Raw genomic sequence first — 21,227 nt, 5'->3', positions numbered from 1 at the left:
GCATCGGCACAGCACAGCCGGAGCATAGGCGCGGTCCCTACCGTCGAAGGATCGACAGACCCCGACCCACGGAGGCCCCCATGATCCGCACGACCGTACCCACGTCCGTCCGCACCGGTTCCGCGCTTCTCGGGGTCGCCGGCCTGGTCGTGCTCGCGGGGTGCGCGGGCACTCCCGACGCCGCCGACTCGTCGAACGCTTCGACGGCGCCGACGGGTTCGAGCTCGTCATCCGGCGGGGGCGACGCCGCAGGCTCTTACAACGACGGCACCTACACCGCCGAGGGGTCGTACCAGACCCCGGAGACGGTCGAGCAGATCTCGGTCACTCTCACGCTCGCGGACGGCGTCGTGACCGACGTCGAGGTGACGGGCGACCCGAAGGCACCCGAGACCGAGCAGTATCAGGGCCAGTTCATCGACGGCATCGCGGACGAGGTCGTGGGCAAGCCCATCGACGAGCTGAACGTGAGCCGCGTCGCGGGGTCGTCGCTCACCAGCGGCGGCTTCAACGACGCGCTCGAGTCGATCAAGGAGCAGGCCGCCTCCTAGGCGCGGGGCCTCGTCATGGCGGGTTGGCGTTTCGAGGCGATCGGCACGCACTGGGAGATCGAGACGTCATCGCCGCTCCCGGAGCCCGTCCGATCCGCCGTGTCGGCGGTGATCGAGAGGTTCGACCGCGCCTGGTCGCGGTTCCGGGCCGACTCGGAGGTCTCGCGGCTCGGGCGCGAGGGCGGGACGCTGGCCTCCGCCGACGCGGCGCCCATGCTCGACGCGTATCGCGCGCTGACCACGGCGACCGACGGGGCCGTCAACCCTCTCGTCGCTGACAGTCTCGCCGCCCTGGGCTACGACCGGGAGTACTCGCTCGTGCCGCGGGACCCGCTCGCCGCGCCCGCGGACTGGACGGAGCGGGTCTCGTGGACCTCGACCGGGGTGACCGCGTCGGCTCCGGCCCTGCTCGACGTCGGCGCGCTCGGCAAGGGTCGCCTGGTGGACCTGGTGATGACGGAACTGGCGGAGGTGCCGGACGACGTCGTGGTCGACGCGGGCGGTGACCTCCGGGTCCGCGGCTCCGGTGAGCGCGTCGCCCTGGAGCATCCGTACGACCCGCGGAAGGCCGTGGGCGTGGTCGAGGTGCGTGACGGCGCGCTGTGCGCCTCGGCCGTGAACCGCCGTGCGTGGGGAGACGGGCTGCATCACGTCCTGGACGCCCGCACCGGGGTGCCCGTGCGCACCTGGGCGGCGGCCTGGGCGCTGGCGCCCGACGCGATGATCGCCGACGCCGTGGCCACCGCGCTGTTCTTCGACGGGGGCCCGGCGCTCGCCCTGGCCTGGGGCGTGGAGTGGGTGCGCATGACCACCGATGGGCGCCTGCAGTGCTCGCCGGGCTGTCCGGCCGAGCTGTTCACGGTGGGCGGGCCTGGCCGGGCGGCCGCTGACTAGGGAAGAGTGGAACCGTGATCACGACATTCGCCGCTGCACGCCAGCGCGTCCTCGCCGTGCTGGGCGCGCTCTCGATGTACCGCCTGGTGCTGTTCGCCCTCATCGCCCTCGCCGCGATCGCCCTCGTCCTGTCGCTGTTCGGGGTGATCGTGTCGCCGACGCCCGTCGAGCTCGTGGTGTCGTTCGTGGTGCTCGCGGCCGTGATCTCGGCGGTGGACGCGGCGGCGCAGCGCATCCTCCGGCTGCCGTGGCGGATCGAGTCGTCGCTGGTGACCGCGCTCATCCTGCTGTTCGTGCTGCGTCCCGGTGTGGAGCCCGCAGCCTTGCTCGGGCTCGCGATCGCGGGCGCCGTGGCGAGCGTGTCGAAGTACGTGATCGCCTGGCGCGGCCGCCACATCTTCAACCCGGCGGCCTTCGGTGCGGCGGTCGTCTCGATCCTCGGCGCGTTCGGAGCCTTCGCGTGGCTGGGCACTTCGTCGTCGTGGTGGGTCGGCACTCCGGTGCTCGCCGTGCCGGTGGTGCTGCTCGGGCTCGCCGTGCTCTGGCGCACCGAGAAGATCCGGGTCGTGTCGCTCTTCCTCGTGGCCGCGGTGGCCACGTCCCTGGTGCGCCAGGCCGTGCAGGCGGCGCAGTTCGACATCCCGTTCGACCTCGTCACGGCGCTGTCGTTCGCGGTGCTGCAGTCGCCGTTCCTGTTCCTCGGCGCGTTCATGCTGTCCGAGCCGCTCACGCTCCCGCCGCGACGGCGACAGCAGCTCGCGGTCGCGGTCCTGGTCGGCGTGCTCGCCGGCTGGCCGATCTCGGTGGCCGGGCTGTTCACGCTCGGCCAGGAGCGGGCGCTGCTGATCGGCAACCTGCTCGCCTTCGCGTTCGCGCTGCGCGGCTCGGTGCGGCTCGTGCTGGAGCGTCGCACCTTCGTCACCCCGACCGCGCAGGAGCTCACGTTCCGCGCGAAGGGGCGGGTCCGGTTCCTCGCCGGCCAGTACCTCGAGCTGGACGTGCCGCACCGCCGTCCCGACGCGCGGGGCACTCGACGGGAGTTCAGCATCGTCTCGGCACCGGCCGACCTGCCGACGCTGCGCATCGCGTACAAGAACGGCGACCAGAAGCACCCGTCCAGCTACAAGCGCGCGCTGGCTGCCGCGGAGCCGGGGGCGACGTTCGCGGTCACCGGCACGTGGGGCGACTTCGTCCTGCCGCGCGGCGAGCAGCCCGTGCTCATGGTCGCGGCGGGCATCGGCGTGACGCCGTTCGTGTCGCAGTTGCGGCAGCTGCGGGCCACGGGTCAGCAGCGCGACGTGGTGCTGGTCTACGTCGCCGCGGAGGCCGCGGAGCTCGCGTTCCGGGAGGAGCTGGAGGCGACCGGCGTGCGGACGGTGGTGTTCACGCGCGACGAGCCGACCGGGCTTCCCGCGCACTGGTCCTGGGCGCGGGGCGCGCGCCTGGGTGCGGAGTCGCTCGAGCAGGCCGTGCCCGACCTGGCCGAGCGGCACGCGTTCATCTCCGGACCGCCGCGGCTGATCGCCGACCTCGCGCCGGCGCTGCAGAGGGCGCGCAGCCTCACGACCGACGCGTTCGCGGGTTACTGAGCGGGGGCCGGAGCGGGCGCGGACGGGATCCGCACCGTGAAGGTGGTGTCACCCGGCTCGCTGGTCACGTCGATCACGCCCCCGTGCCCCTCGACGATGGCCTTCACGATCGCGAGGCCGAGCCCGGTGCCGCCGGTCTGACGGGCGCGCGAGGTGTCACCGCGGGCGAAGCGGGCGAAGAGCTCGTCGCGGATCGCGGGGTCGATGCCCGGCCCGTCGTCGTGCACGCGGAGCACGGCGTCGTCGCCCTCCCTGGCGACGCTGAGCGTCACCGTGGTCCCCGCCGGGGTGTGTGCCCTGGCGTTCGCGAGCAGGTTCGCCACCACCTGGTGCATGCGCCCGGCATCGCCCAGGATCAGCACCGGCTCGTCCGGGACCTCGATGCTCCAGTGGTGCTCGGGCGCGGTCGGCCGCGCGTCGGAGAGGCCCTCCAGCGCGAGCTGCGCGAGGTCGACGTTGCTGTAGACGAGCTCGCGGCCCTCGTCGAGCCGGGCGAGCAGCAGCAGGTCCTCCACGAGCCTGGTCATGCGCAGCGACTGCGCCTGGATGCGCTCGAGCGACGACGTGGTGCCCTCGATCGCCTCGGGGGCCTTGGCGGGGTCGGTCGCGGCGTCCGCCTGACGGAGGGCGCGCAGGGAGAGCTCGGAGTAGCCGCGGATCGAGGCGAGCGGGGTGCGCAGCTCGTGGCTCGCGTCGGCGACGAACTGCCGCATGCGCTCCTCGTTCTTCTGCCGAGCGGCGAGGGAGACGTCCACGTGGTCGAGCAGCTTGTTGAGCGCCGCGCCCACCAGCCCGGTCTCCGTGCGCGGATCGGCCTCGGCGGGCGGCACGCGCTCGGTGATGCTGACCTCGCCGCGGTCGAGCTGCTGGTTCGCGACCCGGGTGGCGGTCGCGGCGACCGCGCGCAGCGGACGAAGGCTCACCCGGATGGTCACCGCGGTGGTGAGGGCGAGGAGGATCAGGCCGCCCACGGTCGCGAGCACGATCACGGTGAGCAGCTGCGTGAGCTGGTTCTGGATCTCGTCGCGGGGGAGTCCGGTGACCACGACGACGCCGTTGCCCGCGGTGGTCGCGAAGACGCGGTACGAGCCGAGCCCGTCGAACGTGATGGTGCCCTGGGTGCCGAGGGCGACCGTGCCGTACAGCTGTCGCAGCTGCTCGGAGGTGAGGGTGGTCGACCGGTTGCTGAGCTCGGCGCGGTTGTCGTGGAACGCGACGCCCGTGGCGCCGGCGACGGGGCTTCCCACCGAGAGCAGCAGCCCCGGCACGGGGTCGATGCGGTAGAGGATGTTCTCGACGGTCGCATCGGACGGCGCGACCCGCTCGACGACCTGGTCGCGGATCGTGACGGCGTAGCCTTTGACCTTGTCGTCGAGCTGCTGTTCGAGCGTGCTGCCGAGGGTGGCGCTGGTGATGATGGCGACGATGACGAGGATGAGCGACACGAAGCCGATCACGGCCGTCATGAGCCGCGTCTGCAGGCTCATGGGGCGTCGCGTCATCGTCGCTCCGCTCACTGCGGGGCCTTGATCATGTAGCCGACGCCGCGCACCGTGTGCAGCAGAGGAGTGCGTCCGGCGTCGATCTTCTTGCGCAGGTAGGAGATGTACAGCTCGACCACCGACGACTTCCCGCCGAAGTCGTAGCTCCACACCCGGTCGAGGATCTGCGCCTTCGACAGCACGCGGCGCTCGTTGCGCATCAGGTAGCGCAGCAGCTCGAACTCGGTCGCGGTCAGCTCGATCTCGGTGCCGTCGCGCACGACCTCGTGGCTGTCTTCGTTGAGCGTGAGGTCGGCCACGCGGAGGATGGACTGCCCGTCGTCTGCGGTCGCGTGACCGGTGCGGCGGATGATCGCGCGCAGGCGGGCGATCACCTCTTCGAGGCTGAACGGCTTGGTCACGTAGTCGTCGCCGCCGGCGGTGAGGCCCGCCACGCGGTCGCCGACGGCGTCCTTGGCCGTGAGGAACAGCACGGGCACGAGGTTGCCCGCATCGCGGAGCCGCTTGAGCACGGACATCCCGTCGAGGTCGGGCATCATGATGTCGAGCACGAGCGCGTCCGGCTCGAACTCCTTGGCCACCTGGATGGCCTCGAGGCCGGACGACGCGGTGCGCACCTCCCACCCCTCCATCCGCAGGGCCATGGCGAGCAGGTCGGTGAGCATCTGCTCGTCGTCCACGGCGAGGATGCGCAGAGGGGAGCCGTCGGGGCGGCGCAGTTCGGGCAGGTCGCTGGTCATAGCATCTATTCTGCGGAATCTCCTATGCGATTTCTATGGAGGCCGCTATGTGTTCTCTGGGAACAGCCCTCCCGAATGTCTGCGCCCGGGTCTACCGTGTGCTCATGACCGACAGCGTCGAGCATCCTTCCCCCATCGTCCACCGTCCCTCCACCGTCTCCGAGGTCGCCGACCTCGTCCGTCGCGCCGCACGGGAGCCCGTCCCGCTGACCGTCGTCTCCGGCGGGCACGGCCCCTGGTCGCACGCCCCCGCACCCGGCATCCGCATCGAGCTCGGCGCCCTGTCCTCCGTCGAGGTCGAGGGCACCAGGGTCCGCATCGGCGGCGGCGCCGTCTGGGGCCACGTGGCCGCGGAGCTCGCGAACCACCGCCTCGCGCTCAGCTCGGGCGACACCGCGAGCGTCGGCGTGGGCGGTCTCACCCTCGGCGGCGGCATCGGCTGGATGGTCCGGGCCTGGGGCCTCGCGGTCGACCAGCTGGTCGGCGCGCAGGTCGTGACCGCGACCGGCGACGTGATCGAGACCTCCGCCGACGAGCACCCCGACCTGTTCTGGGCGCTGCGGGGCGGTGGCGGCAACTTCGGCATCGTCACCCGCTTCGACTTCGAGGCGCACCGGCTCCCGGGCATCGCGCTGGCCGAGAACGTCGTCGACGGTGATGCCACCGACGTCCTCCGGGCGACACGCGACCTGATGCGCGATGCCCCGCGCGAGCTCACCGTCACGTTCATGGACGTGCCGCCCATGGACCCGAGTGCTCCAGCGGGCGCCAGGCTCACCGCGGTCTGGGCCGGCCCCGAGCCCGAGGCGCTGCAGGCCGCCCTCGCCCCGATCGCCGCGCTCGATGGCGTGCACAGTGAGGTCAGTACGCCGGCCTACCGCGACATCCTGCTGGAGATGCCGCAGCCCGAGGGGGAGGAGGCCCCCGCTCCTCCCGGGTTCATCGCGGCCAACGGGCTCATGTCCGACCTCGATGATGAGCTGATCGACCGCCTGATCGCCTTCCGGAGCGCCTATCCGGCGTCGGTCGTGTTCCTGCGCTCGCTCGGCGGCGCCTTCGCCGACGTGCCCCAGGAGGCGACCGCGTTCCCCGCCCGTTCCGCGACCTGGTTCGTGATGGCGGCCGCCTTCGACATCCCCGGACTGCTCGACGACGCCGCGCGCGAGCGCGCTGCCGTCGAGGTCCAGCGGATCGCCGCGGGGCGCCTCGCCGAGTACAGCAACTTCGTCGACACGGAGCAGTCCGAGACGGTCGCCGGCATGTATGCCGAAGAGGCGTTCGCCCGGCTCCTCGAGGTCAAGCGGCAGTGGGACCCGCAGAACCTGTTCCGCCGCAACCACAACATCAGCGTCTGAGCGACGACGCACGAGGGCCCGGGAACCATGCGGTTCCCGGGCCCTCGTCGCACGGAGGCGTCAGTGCGTGTCCTCGGCCTCGATCTCGGTGCGGTCGCCCGACCACAGCGTGTGGAACGTGCCGTCCTTGTCGATGCGCTTGTAGGTGTGGGCGCCGAAGAAGTCGCGCTGACCCTGCACGAGCGCGGCGGGGAGGCGGTCGGCGCGGATGCCGTCGTAGTACGACAGCGACGACGAGAACGCCGGGGCGGGGATGCCCGACTGCGCGGCCGTCACCACGACGCGGCGCCAGGCGGACTGGGCGCGGGTCAGCGCCTCGGCGAAGTACGGCGCCGTCATCAGCACGGGAAGGTCGGGCGTCTCGGCGTAGGCGTCCGCGATCCGGTTCAGGAACTGCGCCCGGATGATGCAGCCGCCGCGCCAGATCTTGGAGATCGCGCCGAGGTCGATGTTCCAGCCGTACTCGGCGGCCCCCGCGCGGATCTCGTCGAAGCCCTGCGAGTACGCGACGATCTTCGACGCGTAGAGCGCCAGGCGCACGTCCTCGATGAACGCATCGACCTGATCGGCCGGCACGGTGAACTCCTCGTCGGGTCCGGGCAGCGACGCGGCGACGGCGCGCTGCTCGGGGTGCGAGGAGAGCGAGCGGGCGAAGGTCGCCTCGGCGATGCCGGAGACCGGGACGCCGAGCGACAGCGCGGTCTGCACGGTCCAGGCACCGGTGCCCTTGGCGCCGGCCTGGTCGAGGATCACATCGACGAGGGGCTTGCCGGTCTCCGCATCCACCTGACGGAGCACCTCGGCGGTGATCTCGATCAGGTACGACTCGAGCTCGCCGCGGTTCCACTCCGCGAAGATCTCGGCGATCTCGGCGGGCGACTTGCCGGTGCCGCGACGGATGAGGTCGTAGGCCTCGGCGATCAGCTGCATGTCGGCGTACTCGATGCCGTTGTGCACCATCTTGACGAAGTGGCCGGCACCGTCGTGACCCACGTGCGTGACGCACGGTTCGCCCTCGGCGACCGCCGCGATGGACTTGAGGATCGGGCCGAGCGTGACCCACGACTCGTCGGAGCCGCCGGGCATGATCGAGGGACCGGTGAGCGCACCCTCTTCGCCGCCGGAGATGCCGGCGCCGACGAAGTTGATGCCCGTCTCCCGCACGGCCTTCTCGCGGCGGATGGTGTCGGGGAAGTAGGCGTTGCCGCCGTCGACGATGATGTCGCCCGGCTCGAACACCTCGACCAGCGAATCGATCACCGCGTCGGTCGGGGCACCCGCCTTGACCATGATGATGGCCGTGCGCGGCTTCTGCAGCGCATCGGCGAACTCCTGGTACGTCCGGGCGGGGATGAAGCCGGCTTCCGGATGCTCCTCGAGGAGGGTCTCGGTCTTCTCGTAGCTGCGGTTGAAGATCGCCACGGTGTTGCCCTCGCGGCTGGCGAGGTTGCGGGCGAGGTTCGACCCCATGACGGCGAGTCCGACGACTCCGATGTTCGCTGATGCTTCGGGCACAGAGGGCTCCTCGATCGTGAAGAAGGGTTGTGTTCAGCGTATCGCTGTGCGGTCGGTCGGTGCGCGATCGTGTCCTCGTGAGGCCGCGGCGGTGCGGCCCGCCTCGACCTCTACGCTGGTCGGAGCAGGCCTGCAGAGAGGGAGTCGTCGTGACGGAGTCCGAGAAGAAGGTACGCGCCGTGGTGGCGGTGCCGCTGCCCGAGGAGCTGTGCCGGCTCATCGAAGAGCTGGAGCCGCGCCTGGAGGTGGTGAGCGATCCGTCGCTCGTGCCGCCGATGCGCGGGCCCGCGGACTGGTCAGGCGACCCCGGGTTCACGCGCACGCCGCAGCAGCAGGAGGCCTTCGACGCGCTGGTCGACTCCGCCGACGTGCTGTTCGGGATCCCGGACGTCGATCCCCGCGCCCTGGCGCGCACGGTGTCCGCGAACCCGCGGCTGCGCTGGGTCATGACCACGGCGGCGGGCGGCGGGAGCACGGTGCGCGCCGCGGACCTCGGTCGCGCCGACCTGGACCGGGTCGTCTTCACCACGAGCGCCGGCGTGCACGGTGGCACTCTCGCCGAGTTCGCGGTGTTCGCCGTGCTCGCCGGTGCCAAGGGGTTGCCGCGTCTGCTGGAGGATCAGCGCGACCGTCGCTGGCCCGAGCGGTGGGAGATGAGGCAGGTCGAGGAGATGACGGTGCTCGTCGTCGGGTTGGGCGGGATCGGAGCGGAGTGCGCGCGCCGATTCGATGCGCTGGGTGCGCGGGTGTGGGGCACGAGCCGTTCCGGCCGCCCGGTGGAGGGGGTCGAGCGGCTCGTCTCCCCGGATGCGCTGAGCGAGGTGGTCGCGGAGGTCGACGCGATCGTGGTCACGCTGCCCGGTACCGCGCAGACCCGGCACCTGATCGGCGACGACGTGCTGCGGGCGGTGCGCCCCGGGGTGATCGTCACCAACGTGGGCCGGGGGAGCGTGATCGACGAGGCCGCGCTGCTGCGGGCGCTGGACGACGGGCGCGTGGGGTTCGCCGGGCTGGACGTGTTCGAGGAGGAGCCGCTGCCGGAGGACTCGCCCCTGTGGTCGCACCCGCGCGTGCTCGTGAGTCCGCACACCGCGGCGCTCAGCTCCCGCGAGGAGGAGCGCATCGCCCGCCGCTTCGCGGAGAACGCCACCCGCCTGCTCGACGGCCGCGAGCTGCGCGCCGTGGTCGACACCGTCGAGTTCTACTGATCCGGGCGGCGATGAGCGTCCGCATCGTGGTGATGGGGCCGAGCGGCTCGGGCAAGTCGACGGTGGGCCGGGCCCTCGCGGAGGCGCTGGACGCGCGGTTCGTCGACGGTGACGATCTGCATCCGCTCACCAGCGTCGACAAGATGGCTGCCGGTGTCCCGCTCGACGACGAGGACCGCCTGCCGTGGTTGCGGGTCGTGGGCGAGACGCTGCGCGCGCACGACCGGATCGTGATCGCCTGCTCCGCGCTGCGGCGTCGCTACCGCGAGGCGATCAGGGCGGGGGCGCCGGAGGCGTTCTTCGCGGAGCTCGTCGTCGATCCTGCGGTGCTGGCCGCGCGGATGCGGGCGAGGGAGGACCACTTCATGCCGGCGTCGCTGCTGGACTCGCAGCTCGCGGCGCTGGAGCCGCTGGAGGGCGATGAGCGCGGGGTGCGGGTCGAGGCCACGCGGAACCCCGCCGGGGAGGTCGACGCCATCGTCACCGCGTGGCGGGACGAGGAGCGTCGGAGGGGCGATCAGTCCTTGCGGTAGCCGGAGCGGCCGAGCGAGAACAGCGCGCCCGCGGTACCGATCGCGGCGCAGAGCGTCATGGCGCCGATGAGCCAGAGGAGGACGTGCGAGAGGAAGGCGCCGTCGAGCATGGGGGTACTCCGAGTTCTGCAGAAGGGACGGTGTCCTCAGCCTATCGGGTGATCCGGTACCATGGACACGTACCTCGGCGAGGGATGTTTCTGCGCGTGCGCGGATCTCCGTAATCGACGCGGCGAAGCAAGCCCGGTGGCTTTCCTCACGCGTCCGCGTTCGAGTTCACAATTCCAAGACCACCGCGCGGCGCCTTCGCTGCGTGCCCCGAAGGAGAACCCATGTCTGAAGACACCACGGTCCACGCCGAGCTGCGCAACAGCTTCGGCAAGGGCTTCGCCCGTCGTCTGCGCGCCGCCGGCAAGATCCCCGCCGTCATCTACGGCCACGGCACCGAGCCCGTGCACGTCGCGCTCCCGGGCCACCAGGTCTCGCTGATCGTGCGTCGCGCGAACGCGCTGCTCGACCTCGACATCGAGGGCACCTCGCAGCTCGCGCTCGTCAAGGACGTGCAGAAGGACCCGGTGCACCAGATCATCGAGCACATCGACCTGCTGGTCGTGAAGAAGGGCGAGAAGGTCGCGATCGACGTTCCCGTCGTCGTCACGGGCGAGTCGGCTCCCGGCACCATCGTCAACCTCGACGCGACCACGCTGTCGGTCGAGGCCGAGGCCACCCACATCCCGGAGCACATCGAGGTGTCGGTCGAGGGTCTCGAGGAGGGCGCGCACATCACGGCCGCCGACGTCACCCTGCCCAAGGGCTCGTCGCTGCTGACCGACCCCGAGGTCCTGGTCGTCGCGATCGCCGTTCCGGCCGCTCCGGTCGAGGACGAGGCCGAGGCCGCCGAGGGCGAGGCTCCCGCCGAGGCCGCCGAGGAGGCCGCCGCGGAGTGATCTCCGACAGCTTCACCACGGAGGGGACGCGATCGCATCGCGTCCCCTCCGTCGTATCCTGACCGGGTGCGCGGCGCCCGCGAGAGAGGACGAGGAATGGCAGTCACCTGGCTCGTTGTCGGACTCGGCAACCCGGGTCCGCGGTACGAGGCGACCCGCCACAACATCGGCCAGCTGGTCGTCGACGAGTTGGCGAGCAGGCGCGGCGAGACGTTCCGTGAGCACAAGGGCGGTGCTCGTGTGGTGGAGACGTGGCTGCGCCCGGGGGCGGACAAGCTCGTGCTCGCCAAGCCGAACACCTTCATGAACGTCTCGGGGACACCGGTCGCCGCACTGGCCCGGTTCTACTCCGTCGCGCCGGAGCACGTGGTCGTGGTGCACGACGAGCTCGACATCCCGTTCGACACGGTGAAGCTGAAGACGGGCGGCGGCCACGGCGGACACAACGGCGTGCGCGACGTGGCGCGCGCGCTCACGACGCCCGAGTTCCCGCGCGTGCGCGTGGGGATCGGGCGCCCGCCCGGGCGTCAGGACCCCGCCGATTGGGTGCTGTCCCCGTTCGGGACGGACGAGCGGGCGAACCTGCCGCTCCTCGTCGCGGATGCCGCCGATGCGGTCGAGCTGCTGGTGGACGAGGGGCTCCTGGCCGCGCAGCAGAAGCACCACGCGCCCCGCTGAGCGGTCGTGCGATCAGGCGGGGGAGCCTGCGAATCCGGCGGCACCCCCGACGGCGAACGTGACCAGCACGACGGCGGAGAAGATCACGACGCCGAGCACGGCGAGCACGAGCGCGGCGATCCCGGAACCGCGACCCTGCCGACGGCGGATCGCGATGATGCCGAGGACGAGCGCGGCGACGCCGAACACCGTCCCGGTCCAGAACGACAGCTCCGCCCACAGCACCTGATCTCGCGCCGGGCTGAGGACGCTCAGGTCATTGCCGCTCGAGACGCCGTAGGGGAGTCGTCGGCCGATCTCGAAGGCGCTGATGCCGCCGAGGATCGGGGCCACGACGGCCGCGACGAGGGAGAAGACGAGGGCGAGCGAGCCCAGGACGCCGGAGCGCTGCGGAGCCGCATCCGGCACGCTGTAGGCCCCGGACGGCACCGCGTAGCCGCCCACGGGCACGGCGTAGGCGCCGGGAGGGGCGGCGGGTGCGACCGGAGCCGCGGTCGGGTATGCGCCGGGGGCGGTGGCGTATGCCTGCGGTACCGGGGCGGCTGCGTACGACGGCGGGACCGGGGCGGCATCGTATGCGGGCGGGACCGGGGCGGCATCGTATGCGGGCGGGACCGGGGCGGCGGTCGGCGCGGGGGCGTATGCCGGGGGTGCCGGCGGGGGTCCGTCGGGGGTCGAGCGTGCGCCGGGGGGAGGAGGCAGCTGGGGATCGGTCACGCCCCCATCCTAGAGGCGCTGCCGTCCTCGCCCCCGGGCGCCGCCGCCGTCAGACCCGCCGGAGCAGTCCGACGCGGTCGTACACGTCGGACAGCGTCGCATCGGCGACGGCGTCCGCGCGGGCGGCGTTCGCGGCGAGGATGCGGTCGAGCTCGGCCGGGTCGTCGAGGAGCTCGAGCGCGCGCTCCCGCACCGGCCCGAACTCCGCCACCACGACCTCTGCCAGGCCCTTCTTGAAGTCTCCGTAGCCACGGCCCGCGTACTCGTCCTCGATCGCGGCGATCTGCCGACCGGTGAGGGCTGCGTAGATCGTCAGCAGGTTCGAGACACCGGGCTTGTTCTCGCGGTCGAACCGCACCGAGCCCTCGTTGTCGGTCACCGCCCGCATGATCTTCTTGGCCGACTTGGCCGGGTCGTCGAGCATCCACAGGACGCCGGCGTCGCTCTCCGCCGACTTCGACATCTTCGCGGTCGGGTTCTGCAGGTCGTAGATCCGTGCCGTCTCCTTCTGGATGACGGGGATCGGCACCGTGAAGGTGGGACCGAAGCGCGTGTTGAAGCGCTCGGCGAGGTCGCGCGTGAGCTCGACGTGCTGCTTCTGGTCGTCGCCGACCGGCACGACGTCGGTCTGGTAGAGGAGGATGTCCGCGGCCATGAGCACTGGATAGGTGAAGAGTCCGACGCTGGTCGCGTCAGCGCCGTACCGGGCGGACTTGTCCTTGAACTGCGTCATGCGACCGGCCTCGCCGAAGCCGGTGATCGTGCTGAGGATCCACGCCAGCTCGGCGTGTGCGCGCACGTGGGACTGCACGTACAGCGTCGACTGCGCGGGCTCGATGCCCGCTGCGATGTACTGCGCAGCCGTCCGGCGCGTCTTCTCCCGCAGCTCCGCCGGCTCCTGGGCCACGGTCAGGGCGTGCAGGTCGACCACGGAGAAGAAGGCGTCGTACGAGTTCTGCAGCTCTCGCCACTGCAGGAGAGCGCCGATGTAGTTGCCGATCTGGAGGGAGTCGGCGGAGGGCTGCATTCCGGAGTAGAGACGAGGCTTGTTCACCCGTCAATCCTATGCGCCCGTCGCGCGGCCCTCCGCGCGGCCGTCGCCTACGCTGGCGGCATGACCGAGACACCCCCGCCCGCACGAGGCCAGGTCTTCCTCGACGCCCTCGGAGCGGAGGCGGAGCGACTGCATCCGGAACTGCTCGCCTCGTTCCGTCGCCCCTCGGCCGTCGGTCACGCGGAGGGGGTGTTCGCGATCGCGGGAAGCCGCTTCGGTCGATGGTCGGCGCTCGCCCGTCCCGTCGTGGGCCCGCGTCTGCTCGTCACCGCCCGGGGCCGCGCGGTGCCCTTCACGCTGACCACGGTGTCCGGGCGGTCTCCGTCGGGGCGTGCCACGCTCGACTCCGTCCGCGTGTTCGGCTTCTCCCGCGGTGCGCAGGAGATCGCCGACCGTTTGACCGTGAGCGTCCGCCCTGGGCTGGTGCGCAACCTCCTCGGCTCGCGCGGTCGGGTCGAGCTGATCGAGGCGTGCTCCGTGACATCGGAGGGGTTCCTCCGCATGAGCACGGTGCGGGTCGCGCTGCGTCTGTGCGGTCGACGGGTCGCGCTCCGCGGACCCCTCGGCGTGCACGTCGATCTCGTGGACGGCTGGGACGAGGAGCACCGTCGTCGCACGATCGACATGCGCGCGGTGAACCCGGTGCTGGGGACGGTCTTGGAGTACCGCGGGTGGTACCGCGAACAGGACCGGCACGCGGCTGCGCAGCCCGGCTCTTAGCCCGGCTCCTAGCGAGCCCGGCACGACGTAACCTCCCGCGCGGCCGGCTCGGCGCGATCCGTGTCCGGGTAACGCACTCTGTGCGCGAGCGCGGCCCGGCACGACGCAACCGCTTGCGCGGCCGGCTCGGCGTCGTCAGTACGAGTAGTCGACGACGACCGGTGCGTGGTCGCTCCAGCGCTGGTCGTAGGCGGCGGCCCTGGCGACGTGGTAAGCCTCGACCCGTTCCGCGAGAGCGGGAGTTGCGAGGTGGTAGTCGATGCGCCACCCGGAGTCGTTGTCGAATGCCTTCCCGCGCATGGACCACCACGTGTACGGACCGTCGACCTCACCGTGGAAGCGGCGCCCGACATCGACCCAGCCGAGGCCGGTGCCGACCGAGCCGTCGGTCCCCGTGATCGACGTGCCCGCCTCGCCGAGGAACCGGTCGAAGTACGCGCGTTCCCGCGGGAGGAAGCCGGCCTTGGTGCGGTTCCCGCGCCAGTTCTTGATATCGAGCTCGCGGTGTCCCACGTTGAGGTCGCCCGTGACGAGGGCGAGGGCGCCGTCGGTGTTCAGCGACGCGAGTCGGGCCTCGAACGCGTCGAGGAACTTCCACTTCTCGTCCTGCTTCGGGGTGTCCGCCTCGCCCGAGTGCACGTAGGCGCTGACCACCGTCAGCGGCCGGTCGCCGATCACGTAGTCGGCCTCGATCCAGCGCCCCTTCGAATCGAAGTCCTCCGGCCCGAAGTCGGTGCGGGAAGCGACGGCGGGGAGGCGGCTGGCGATCGCGACGCCTGCGCGCCCCTTCGCCGTCGCCTCGTCGTGCACGAAGGTCCATCCGGGGAGGGCGGCCTCGATGTGCTCGTCCTGGCCGCGGACCTCCTGCAGGGTGAGGATGTCGATGTCCGCCGCGTCGAGCCACGAGCTCATCCCGTTGCGAGCCGCCGCTCGGATCCCGTTGACATTGACCGTGGCGATACGCAGATGAGGCATTCCTCCAGCCTAACGAGCGCCTCCGACATCACCGCGGTCCTGGCGGTGGTTGAGCTCTGTGAGCAGACGCTGTGCCAGCGGGGAACCCGCCGGCAGCGGCGGCGGGGCAGTGGCCTCGAGGTGCGCCACTTCCTCCCGTGCGCGGCGCAGCGCCCGCTCGGTCGCCCACACGCGGTACCAGGGGGCGGCATCGCGCTCCGCCTGCGCGTCTCGGGCTCGGATGCGCGCGGCGACGAGCAGCGCCCGGTGCTCGTCGATGCGGCGCTCCGCCTCGGTCTGGGCGAGGAGCGGCAGGTCGCGGTCCTGCGCCGTCACCGCCATCCACGACGCCGCGACGAGCATCACGACGCCGTTCACGCGGAACCACAGCAGCAGTCCGACGAAGATCGCGAACGTGGCCAGGAGAGGGTTCGACGGCGTGTAGCTCAGCAGGAAGCCGACACCGAACTGCAGCACGGTCATGGCCGCACCGCCGAGGAGTGCGCCCGGCCAGATCACTCCCCAGTGCAGCGAGGTCCCGGTGAGGAATCGCACCATCGCGGCCAGGGCCCCGGTCAGGAGCACGAAGGACACGAGCACGGTCCCGATCCGGATGCTGAGGTTCAGCCCGTCCGATCCGGAGTCCCACCCGAGGAGGGTGAGGAGCCAGCGCAGCACGGCCGCACTGGCCGAGCTGAGGGCCGACCCGAGGATCAGGGCCACCCCGAAGATGAGGGCCGCGAGCAGATCGCGGGCCTTCAGCAGCAGGTAGCTGCGGCGGTCGGGCTCGAGCCCGAAGATGTCTCGCACGGCGCGGCGGGAGAAGGTGACCCAGCCGATCGCGGTCCAGATCACCGTGCCCAGGGCGATGAGGCCGGTGACGCCGAGCACGCCGGTCGTGTTGGAGGCGATCTCCTGCACCTGCTGCGGTGTGAACACGCCGCCCTGATCGAGGATCAGGTTCGGGATGTAGTTGTTGATGATGTCGATGAGGCCGTTGACCGCATCTTCGCTGCCGCCCAGCCAGAGACCGGCGATGGCGAAGGCCAGGTACACCGCGGCGAAGATGGCGAACAGCGCCTGATAGCTCACGCCCGCGGCGAGCAGGAAGCCGTTGTGCTGCAGGAAGTGTCGCCACACCCGCACCGGGAACAGTCCCAGGGTGCGCTGCGTCAGCGCGGTCGCGCGCTCGACCGCCGCATCGAGACGACCGGGCTCGGTCGCGGCACCAGTGGGGTCGGACACGACCCCACCCTATCCAAGGCGCCCCACGCCGGGACGCCTCCGAGACGCGCGAAGGGCGGCTCCGCAGTCGGAGCCGCCCTTCGCGCGGGGGAGGAGATGCCTCAGGGGCGTCCGCGAAGGACCGCCTGCTTGACCTCTGCGATCGCCTTCGTGACCTCGATGCCGCGGGGGCACGCCTCGGAGCAGTTGAAGGTCGTGCGGCACCGCCACACGCCCTCCTTGTCGTTGAGGATGTCGAGGCGCACGGCGGCGTTGTCGTCGCGCGAGTCGAAGATGAAGCGGTGCGCGTTGACGATGGCCGCCGGGCCGAAGTACTGACCGTCGGTCCAGAACACGGGGCACGAGGAGGTGCACGCGGCGCACAGGATGCACTTGGTGGTGTCGTCGAAGACCTCGCGGTCGGCGATGGTCTGCAGGCGCTCCTTGCCCTTCTCCGGCACGGAGTTCGCGACGAGGAACGGCTGCACCTCGCGGTACGACGCGAAGAACGGCTCCATGTCGACGACGAGGTCCTTCTCCAGCGGCAGGCCCTTGATGGCCTCGACGTAGATGGGCTTCGAGATGTCGAGGTCCTTGATCAGCGTCTTGCAGGCGAGGCGGTTCCGTCCGTTGATGCGCATGGCGTCGGAGCCGCAGATCCCGTGGGCGCAGGAGCGGCGGAACGTGAGCGAACCGTCGACCTCCCACTTGATCTTGTGCAGGGCGTCGAGCACGCGGTCGGTGGAGTAGAGCTCCACGTCGTAGTCGACCCAGTGCGGCTCGGCGTCGACCTCGGGGTCGAACCGGCGGATGTTGAACGTGACGATGAAGGACTGGATGCCGGTGTCTTCGGTCGTCTCCGCGGGGGCTTCGGCGATGGCGTTCGACATGGTCAGTACTTCCTCTCCATCGGCGGGTAGTTCAACTCGCCCTTGTCGTTCTTGGTGAACACGACGGGCTTCCAGTCGAGCTTGATGTGGTCGCTGGGGTCCGACGAGTGCGGGTCGCCCGTCAGGTAGGCCATGGTGTGCTTCATGTAGTTCTCGTCGTCGCGCTTCGGGAAGTCGTCGCGCATGTGACCGCCGCGGCTCTCCTCGCGGTTCTGCGCCGCGTAGACGACGACCTCGGCGATGTCGAGCAGGAAGCCCAGCTCCACGGCCTCGAGCAGGTCGGTGTTGAACCGGTGGCCCTTGTCGTCGACGTGCACGTTCTTGTAGCGCTCGCGCAGCTCGGCGATCACGCCCAGCACGTGCTGCAGCGACTCGTGCGTGCGGAACACCTGCGCGCCCTTGTCCATCTCGTCCTGCAGCGTCTTGCGCAGCACGGCGATGCGCTCGGTGCCCTGGTTGTTGCGCAGGTCCTCGAGCATGCCGGAGACGAACGCGGCGGGGTTCTCGGGGAGCGGAACGAACTCGGCGGTCTTGACGTACTCCACGGCGTTGCGGCCGCTTCGCTTGCCGAAGACGTTGATGTCGAGCAGCGAGTTGGTGCCGAGGCGGTTGGCGCCGTGCACCGAGACGCACGCGCACTCGCCGGCGGCGTACAGGCCGGGCACCACGGTGTCGTTGTCGGCCAGCACCTCGCCGTTGTTGTTGGTGGGGATGCCGCCCATGGCGTAGTGCGCGGTCGGCATCACGGGGACGGGCTCCACGACCGGGTCGACGCCCAGGTACGTGCGCGCGAACTCGGTGATGTCGGGGAGCTTGGTCTCGAGCACCTCGGCGCCGAGGTGCGTGCAGTCGAGCAGCACGTAGTCCTTGTGCGGTCCGGCCCCGCGGCCCTCCGCGACCTCCTGCACCATGCAGCGCGCGACGATGTCACGCGGCGCGAGGTCCTTGATGGTGGGGGCGTAGCGCTCCATGAACCGTTCGCCCGACGCGTTGCGGAGGATCGCGCCCTCACCGCGGGCGCCCTCGGTGAGGAGGATGCCGAGTCCGGCGAGTCCGGTCGGGTGGAACTGGAAGAACTCGAGGTCCTCCAGCGGGAGGCCCTTGCGCCAGACGATGCCGACGCCGTCGCCCGTGAGAGTGTGCGCGTTCGACGTGGTCTTGAAGATCTTCCCGAAGCCGCCGGTCGCGAAGATGACGGCCTTGGACTGGAAGACGTGAAGCTCACCCGTGGCGAGGTCGTAGGCGACGACGCCGGCGATCTGGGTCTTGCCCGCCTCGTCCTTCACGGTGATGAGGTCGAGCACATAGAACTCGTTGAAGAAGTTGATGCCGAGCTTGACGCAGTTCTGGAACAGCGTCTGCAGGATCATGTGACCGGTGCGGTCGGCGGCGTAGCAGGCGCGGCGGACCGGGGTCTTGCCGTGCTCGGCCGTGTGACCGCCGAAGCGACGCTGGTCGATCTTGCCCTCGGGCGTGCGGTTGAAGGGAAGGCCCATGTTCTCGAGGTCGATGACCGCGTCGATGGCTTCCTTCGCGAGGATCTCCGCCGCGTCCTGGTCGACGAGGTAGTCGCCGCCCTTGACCGTGTCGAAGGTGTGCCACTCCCAGGAGTCCTCCTCGACGTTCGCGAGCGCCGCCGCCATGCCGCCCTGCGCGGCACCGGTGTGCGAGCGCGTCGGGTACAGCTTCGAGATCACGGCCGTCTTCGCGCCGGGGCCCGCCTCGATGGCCGCCCGCATCCCGGCGCCGCCGGCGCCCACGATGACGATGTCGAACTGGTGGTAGTGCACGCCGTCACGGACGACGGAATCCTGGGTCTGGGTAGTCACTTCTCGTATGCCTCTTCTTCTAGCCCTGCGCCTGGCAGGTCTCCCACAGCGTGCTGGACTCGGTCACACCCAGGCAGGGGTCGAACGTGAAGACGACCAGCGTGCCGAGGATGATGAGCAGGCCGGCGGCCAGCCCGAGTGCCCACACGAGCGCCTTGCGGGCGGTGGCGTTGGTCACGTAGTCGTTCACGATCGTGCGCATGCCGTTGGCGCCGTGGATGAGCGCGAGCCACAGCATCAGCACGTCCCACCACTGCCAGAACGGTGTGGCGAACTTGCCGGCGATGAACGCGAAGTCGAGGGCGTGGATGCCCTCGCCGAGCATGAGGTTGACGAAGAGGTGGCCGAAGATCAGCACGACGAGCACGACGCCCGACACGCGCATGAAGACCCAGCCCCACTTCTCCAGGTTCACCCCGCGCTGACGGCGGGCGGGGGCGACGGCGGTCTGAGCGCTCATCAGTGTCCTCCTCCGAAGCCGGCGAATGCGAGCATCAGGTGGCGGGGCACGAAGCCGGCCATGATGATGCCCCAGACGAGCAGAACGCCCCAGAAGAGCTGGCGCTGGTACTTGGCGCCCTTCGACCAGAAGTCCACGGCGATGATGCGCAGACCGTTCATGGCGTGGAACACGATGCCGGCCACGAGCACGACCTCGCCGAGCGCCATGACCGGGTTCTTGTACGTGCCGATGACCGCGTCGTACGCCTCCGGCGACACCCTGATGAGCGCCGTGTCGAGCACGTGCACCAACAGGAAGAAGAAGATGGCGACTCCGGTGATGCGGTGAAGCACCCACGACCACATGCCTTCGCGACCCCGGTAGAGGGTGCCGCGGGGGGTCTTGGACGTGGTTTCCGAAATCGACGGTGTCAAGCGAGCGCTTGTGGACACGGTCGTCCTCCCTGGATCGATGTGACTCGGTCGCGTGCGCCGTCTCGACCCCTCGAAGTGCTGGGGAGGGGCAGGCACGCCCGATCGCCCTCCATCCTATTCCTGTGAGAAGGCCGTGGGCGACGAAGGGGACCCTAACCAGCGGGCGCCGCCCGGATCCGGTCGGGACCGCGTCGCCGCGGAGCGGCTCACGGGGACCGAGCGGGCCGGCTGGGTACGCTGGCCGGGTGAGCGAACCCATCGAGGACTTCTACGCGGTGATCCCGGCCGGAGGCATCGGCAGCAGGCTGTGGCCGCTCTCCCGGGCGGATGCGCCGAAGTTCCTGCACGACCTGACCGGCTCCGGCCACTCGCTGCTGCGCGACACGTGGGACCGCCTCGAGCCCCTCGCCGGACCCGATCGGATCGCGGTGGTCACGGGACGGGCGCACCGGGCGGCGGTGGAGGCCGAGCTGCCCGGCATCGCCGATCTGAACGTGTTCCTGGAGTCGGAGCCGCGCGAGTCCGCCGCGGCGATCGGACTGGCCGCCGCCGTGCTGCACCGGCGCGACCCCGATGTGATCATCGGCTCGTTCAGCGCCGATCACGTCATCCGCGGCACGCGCGTGTTCGAGTTCGCGGTGCGGGACGCGGTCGAGGTCGCTCGCGAGGGGTACATCTGCACGATCGGCATCGCCCCCACGGAGCCCGCGGTCGGCTTCGGATACATCAAGAAGGGCTCCGAGCTCGTCGTCGAGCGTGCCCGTGAGGCCGCGCTCGTCGAGAGCTTCGTGGAGAAGCCCGACCTGGAGACGGCCAAGGCGTACCTCGCCGACCGGGGCTACCTGTGGAACGCGGGCATGTTCATCGCCAAGGCGAGCGTCCTGCTCGACGAGCTCGCCGCGAACGAGCCGGAGCTGCACGCCGGGCTGCTCGAACTGGCCGAGGCGTGGGACGATCGCGAGCGACGGGGCCCGGTCGTCGACCGCATCTGGCCGCGCCTCAAGAAGACGGCGATCGACTACGCGGTCGCCGAGCCCGCCGCGCGTCGTGGTCGCCTCGCCGTCGTCCCCGGGCACTTCGACTGGGACGATGTCGGCGACTTCGCGTCGCTCACCAAGCTCATCACCAACGGCAGGAAGAACGACCTCGCCGTTCTCGGGCCGCGGGCGCGGGTGCTCACGGATGCCGCCAGCGGCATCCTCGTCAGCCAGACCTCCCGCGTCATCAGCCTCGTCGGCGTCAAGGACATCGTCGTGGTCGACACCCCCGACGCGCTTCTCGTCACGACGGTGGAGAACGCGCAGCGCGTGAAGGGCGTCGTGGAGTCGCTGAAGCTGAACGGACAGGGCGACGTGCTTTGATGAGCAGTGATCGGTGCTCATCGGGTGGGTTGATTTCAGCTTTGTAACCTTTCGCCAGCGCCGGGGGCGACGTGCGTGCACGAAGGCTGA

The 21,227-nt window shown here is 70.6% G+C and carries 22 protein-coding genes; 10 read left to right on the top strand and 12 right to left on the bottom strand.

Annotated elements, in window-relative coordinates; all coding sequences use genetic code 11:
* Positions 1 to 80 precede the first annotated feature (80 nt).
* From DW297_RS06115 to DW297_RS06105, 3 genes are read left to right on the top strand one after another with little or no spacing between them, the layout of a single operon-like run.
* Entirely contained in the window at positions 81 to 551 is a 471-nt protein-coding gene (locus DW297_RS06115) for an FMN-binding protein (protein ID WP_136030415.1), read from the top strand.
* A gap of 15 nt (positions 552 to 566) precedes the next feature.
* Positions 567 to 1,445, top strand: a complete 879-nt coding sequence (locus tag DW297_RS06110) for an FAD:protein FMN transferase (protein WP_136030413.1) — start codon at positions 567 to 569, stop codon at positions 1,443 to 1,445.
* Between the two features lie 14 nt (positions 1,446 to 1,459).
* Entirely contained in the window at positions 1,460 to 3,034 is a 1,575-nt protein-coding gene (locus DW297_RS06105; RefSeq protein ID WP_136030410.1) for an FAD-dependent oxidoreductase, read from the top strand.
* On the opposite strand, the gene DW297_RS06100 is transcribed toward DW297_RS06105, so the two are convergent.
* Together DW297_RS06100 and DW297_RS06095 are read right to left on the bottom strand one after the other, a co-directional pair.
* On the bottom strand, positions 3,028 to 4,536 hold the full coding sequence (locus DW297_RS06100) for a sensor histidine kinase (protein ID WP_206253098.1): 1,509 nt from the start codon (positions 4,534 to 4,536) through the stop codon (positions 3,028 to 3,030). The two genes, DW297_RS06105 and DW297_RS06100, sit on opposite strands and share 7 nt — an antisense overlap.
* 11 nt (positions 4,537 to 4,547) lie before the next feature.
* The gene (locus DW297_RS06095; protein ID WP_136030408.1) at positions 4,548 to 5,276 is read right to left on the bottom strand and encodes a response regulator transcription factor; all 729 of its coding nucleotides are present in this window, start codon (positions 5,274 to 5,276) and stop codon (positions 4,548 to 4,550) included.
* 104 nt (positions 5,277 to 5,380) lie between these two features.
* Between DW297_RS06095 and DW297_RS06090 the strand changes: the two genes are divergently transcribed.
* Positions 5,381 to 6,631 (top strand): FAD-binding oxidoreductase, encoded by a 1,251-nt coding sequence (locus DW297_RS06090; protein WP_168442807.1) that lies wholly within the window; start codon positions 5,381 to 5,383, stop codon positions 6,629 to 6,631.
* Positions 6,632 to 6,691: 60 nt separating this feature from the next.
* On the opposite strand, the gene gndA is transcribed toward DW297_RS06090, so the two are convergent.
* Positions 6,692 to 8,146: an NADP-dependent phosphogluconate dehydrogenase gene (gene gndA / locus DW297_RS06085; RefSeq protein WP_136030406.1), complete on the bottom strand. Its 1,455-nt coding sequence runs from the start codon at positions 8,144 to 8,146 to the stop codon at positions 6,692 to 6,694.
* Between the two features lie 149 nt (positions 8,147 to 8,295).
* Here gndA and DW297_RS06080 point away from each other — a divergent pair, with 149 nt between their 5' ends.
* Together DW297_RS06080 and DW297_RS06075 are read left to right on the top strand one after the other, a co-directional pair.
* A complete protein-coding gene (locus DW297_RS06080; RefSeq protein WP_136030404.1) occupies positions 8,296 to 9,354 on the top strand; it encodes a D-2-hydroxyacid dehydrogenase in 1,059 nt (352 codons plus the stop codon).
* 11 nt (positions 9,355 to 9,365) lie between these two features.
* A complete protein-coding gene (locus DW297_RS06075) occupies positions 9,366 to 9,887 on the top strand; it encodes a gluconokinase (protein WP_136030402.1) in 522 nt (173 codons plus the stop codon).
* On the opposite strand, the gene DW297_RS19315 is transcribed toward DW297_RS06075, so the two are convergent.
* Complete coding sequence (locus DW297_RS19315) at positions 9,872 to 9,997, bottom strand: hypothetical protein (RefSeq protein WP_275090547.1); 126 nt, start codon at positions 9,995 to 9,997, stop codon at positions 9,872 to 9,874. The genes DW297_RS06075 and DW297_RS19315 overlap by 16 nt on opposite strands.
* A gap of 222 nt (positions 9,998 to 10,219) precedes the next feature.
* Between DW297_RS19315 and DW297_RS06070 the strand changes: the two genes are divergently transcribed.
* Both DW297_RS06070 and pth read left to right on the top strand, forming a co-directional pair.
* Positions 10,220 to 10,834 carry a 50S ribosomal protein L25/general stress protein Ctc gene (locus tag DW297_RS06070; protein ID WP_136030399.1) on the top strand — a complete coding sequence of 205 codons (615 nt, stop codon included), beginning with the start codon at positions 10,220 to 10,222 and terminating at the stop codon, positions 10,832 to 10,834.
* Positions 10,835 to 10,930: 96 nt separating this feature from the next.
* Positions 10,931 to 11,512 carry an aminoacyl-tRNA hydrolase gene (gene pth / locus DW297_RS06065; RefSeq protein WP_136030397.1) on the top strand — a complete coding sequence of 194 codons (582 nt, stop codon included), beginning with the start codon at positions 10,931 to 10,933 and terminating at the stop codon, positions 11,510 to 11,512.
* A 12-nt stretch (positions 11,513 to 11,524) separates the two neighbouring features.
* Here the strand turns inward: pth and DW297_RS19205 are convergent, their stop codons facing one another.
* Complete coding sequence (locus DW297_RS19205; RefSeq protein WP_240744533.1) at positions 11,525 to 12,229, bottom strand: hypothetical protein; 705 nt, start codon at positions 12,227 to 12,229, stop codon at positions 11,525 to 11,527.
* A gap of 49 nt (positions 12,230 to 12,278) precedes the next feature.
* On the bottom strand, positions 12,279 to 13,283 hold the full coding sequence (gene trpS / locus DW297_RS06055; RefSeq protein ID WP_136030395.1) for a tryptophan--tRNA ligase: 1,005 nt from the start codon (positions 13,281 to 13,283) through the stop codon (positions 12,279 to 12,281).
* Between the two features lie 60 nt (positions 13,284 to 13,343).
* On the opposite strand from trpS, the gene DW297_RS06050 reads away from it, so the two are divergent.
* Complete coding sequence (locus tag DW297_RS06050) at positions 13,344 to 14,003, top strand: DUF4166 domain-containing protein (RefSeq protein ID WP_136030393.1); 660 nt, start codon at positions 13,344 to 13,346, stop codon at positions 14,001 to 14,003.
* Positions 14,004 to 14,138: 135 nt separating this feature from the next.
* Here DW297_RS06050 and DW297_RS06045 read toward each other — a convergent pair whose 3' ends face one another.
* From DW297_RS06045 to sdhC, 6 genes are all read right to left on the bottom strand, one after another.
* Positions 14,139 to 14,978: an exodeoxyribonuclease III gene (locus tag DW297_RS06045; protein ID WP_136030390.1), complete on the bottom strand. Its 840-nt coding sequence runs from the start codon at positions 14,976 to 14,978 to the stop codon at positions 14,139 to 14,141.
* Between the two features lie 9 nt (positions 14,979 to 14,987).
* The gene (locus DW297_RS06040) at positions 14,988 to 16,202 is read right to left on the bottom strand and encodes a YihY/virulence factor BrkB family protein (protein ID WP_136030388.1); all 1,215 of its coding nucleotides are present in this window, start codon (positions 16,200 to 16,202) and stop codon (positions 14,988 to 14,990) included.
* A 101-nt stretch (positions 16,203 to 16,303) separates the two neighbouring features.
* The gene (locus DW297_RS06035) at positions 16,304 to 17,071 is read right to left on the bottom strand and encodes a succinate dehydrogenase iron-sulfur subunit (RefSeq protein WP_136030386.1); all 768 of its coding nucleotides are present in this window, start codon (positions 17,069 to 17,071) and stop codon (positions 16,304 to 16,306) included.
* 2 nt (positions 17,072 to 17,073) lie between these two features.
* Entirely contained in the window at positions 17,074 to 18,900 is a 1,827-nt protein-coding gene (gene sdhA / locus DW297_RS06030) for a succinate dehydrogenase flavoprotein subunit (protein WP_136030384.1), read from the bottom strand.
* Between the two features lie 19 nt (positions 18,901 to 18,919).
* Entirely contained in the window at positions 18,920 to 19,360 is a 441-nt protein-coding gene (locus DW297_RS06025) for a succinate dehydrogenase hydrophobic membrane anchor subunit (RefSeq protein WP_136030382.1), read from the bottom strand.
* Positions 19,360 to 19,794 carry a succinate dehydrogenase, cytochrome b556 subunit gene (sdhC, locus tag DW297_RS06020; RefSeq protein ID WP_136030381.1) on the bottom strand — a complete coding sequence of 145 codons (435 nt, stop codon included), beginning with the start codon at positions 19,792 to 19,794 and terminating at the stop codon, positions 19,360 to 19,362. The genes DW297_RS06025 and sdhC overlap by 1 nt, the downstream gene beginning before the upstream one ends.
* Positions 19,795 to 20,021: 227 nt before the next feature.
* Here sdhC and DW297_RS06015 point away from each other — a divergent pair, with 227 nt between their 5' ends.
* Complete coding sequence (locus tag DW297_RS06015; RefSeq protein WP_136030378.1) at positions 20,022 to 21,137, top strand: mannose-1-phosphate guanylyltransferase; 1,116 nt, start codon at positions 20,022 to 20,024, stop codon at positions 21,135 to 21,137.
* Positions 21,138 to 21,227 lie beyond the last annotated feature (90 nt).

It is taken from the genome of Microbacterium sp. PF5 (assembly GCF_004794315.1).
Classification (GTDB): domain Bacteria; phylum Actinomycetota; class Actinomycetes; order Actinomycetales; family Microbacteriaceae; genus Microbacterium; species Microbacterium sufflavum.
Note: the sequence above shows the minus strand (reverse complement) of the source record. Positions and strands in the feature narration are given on the sequence as shown.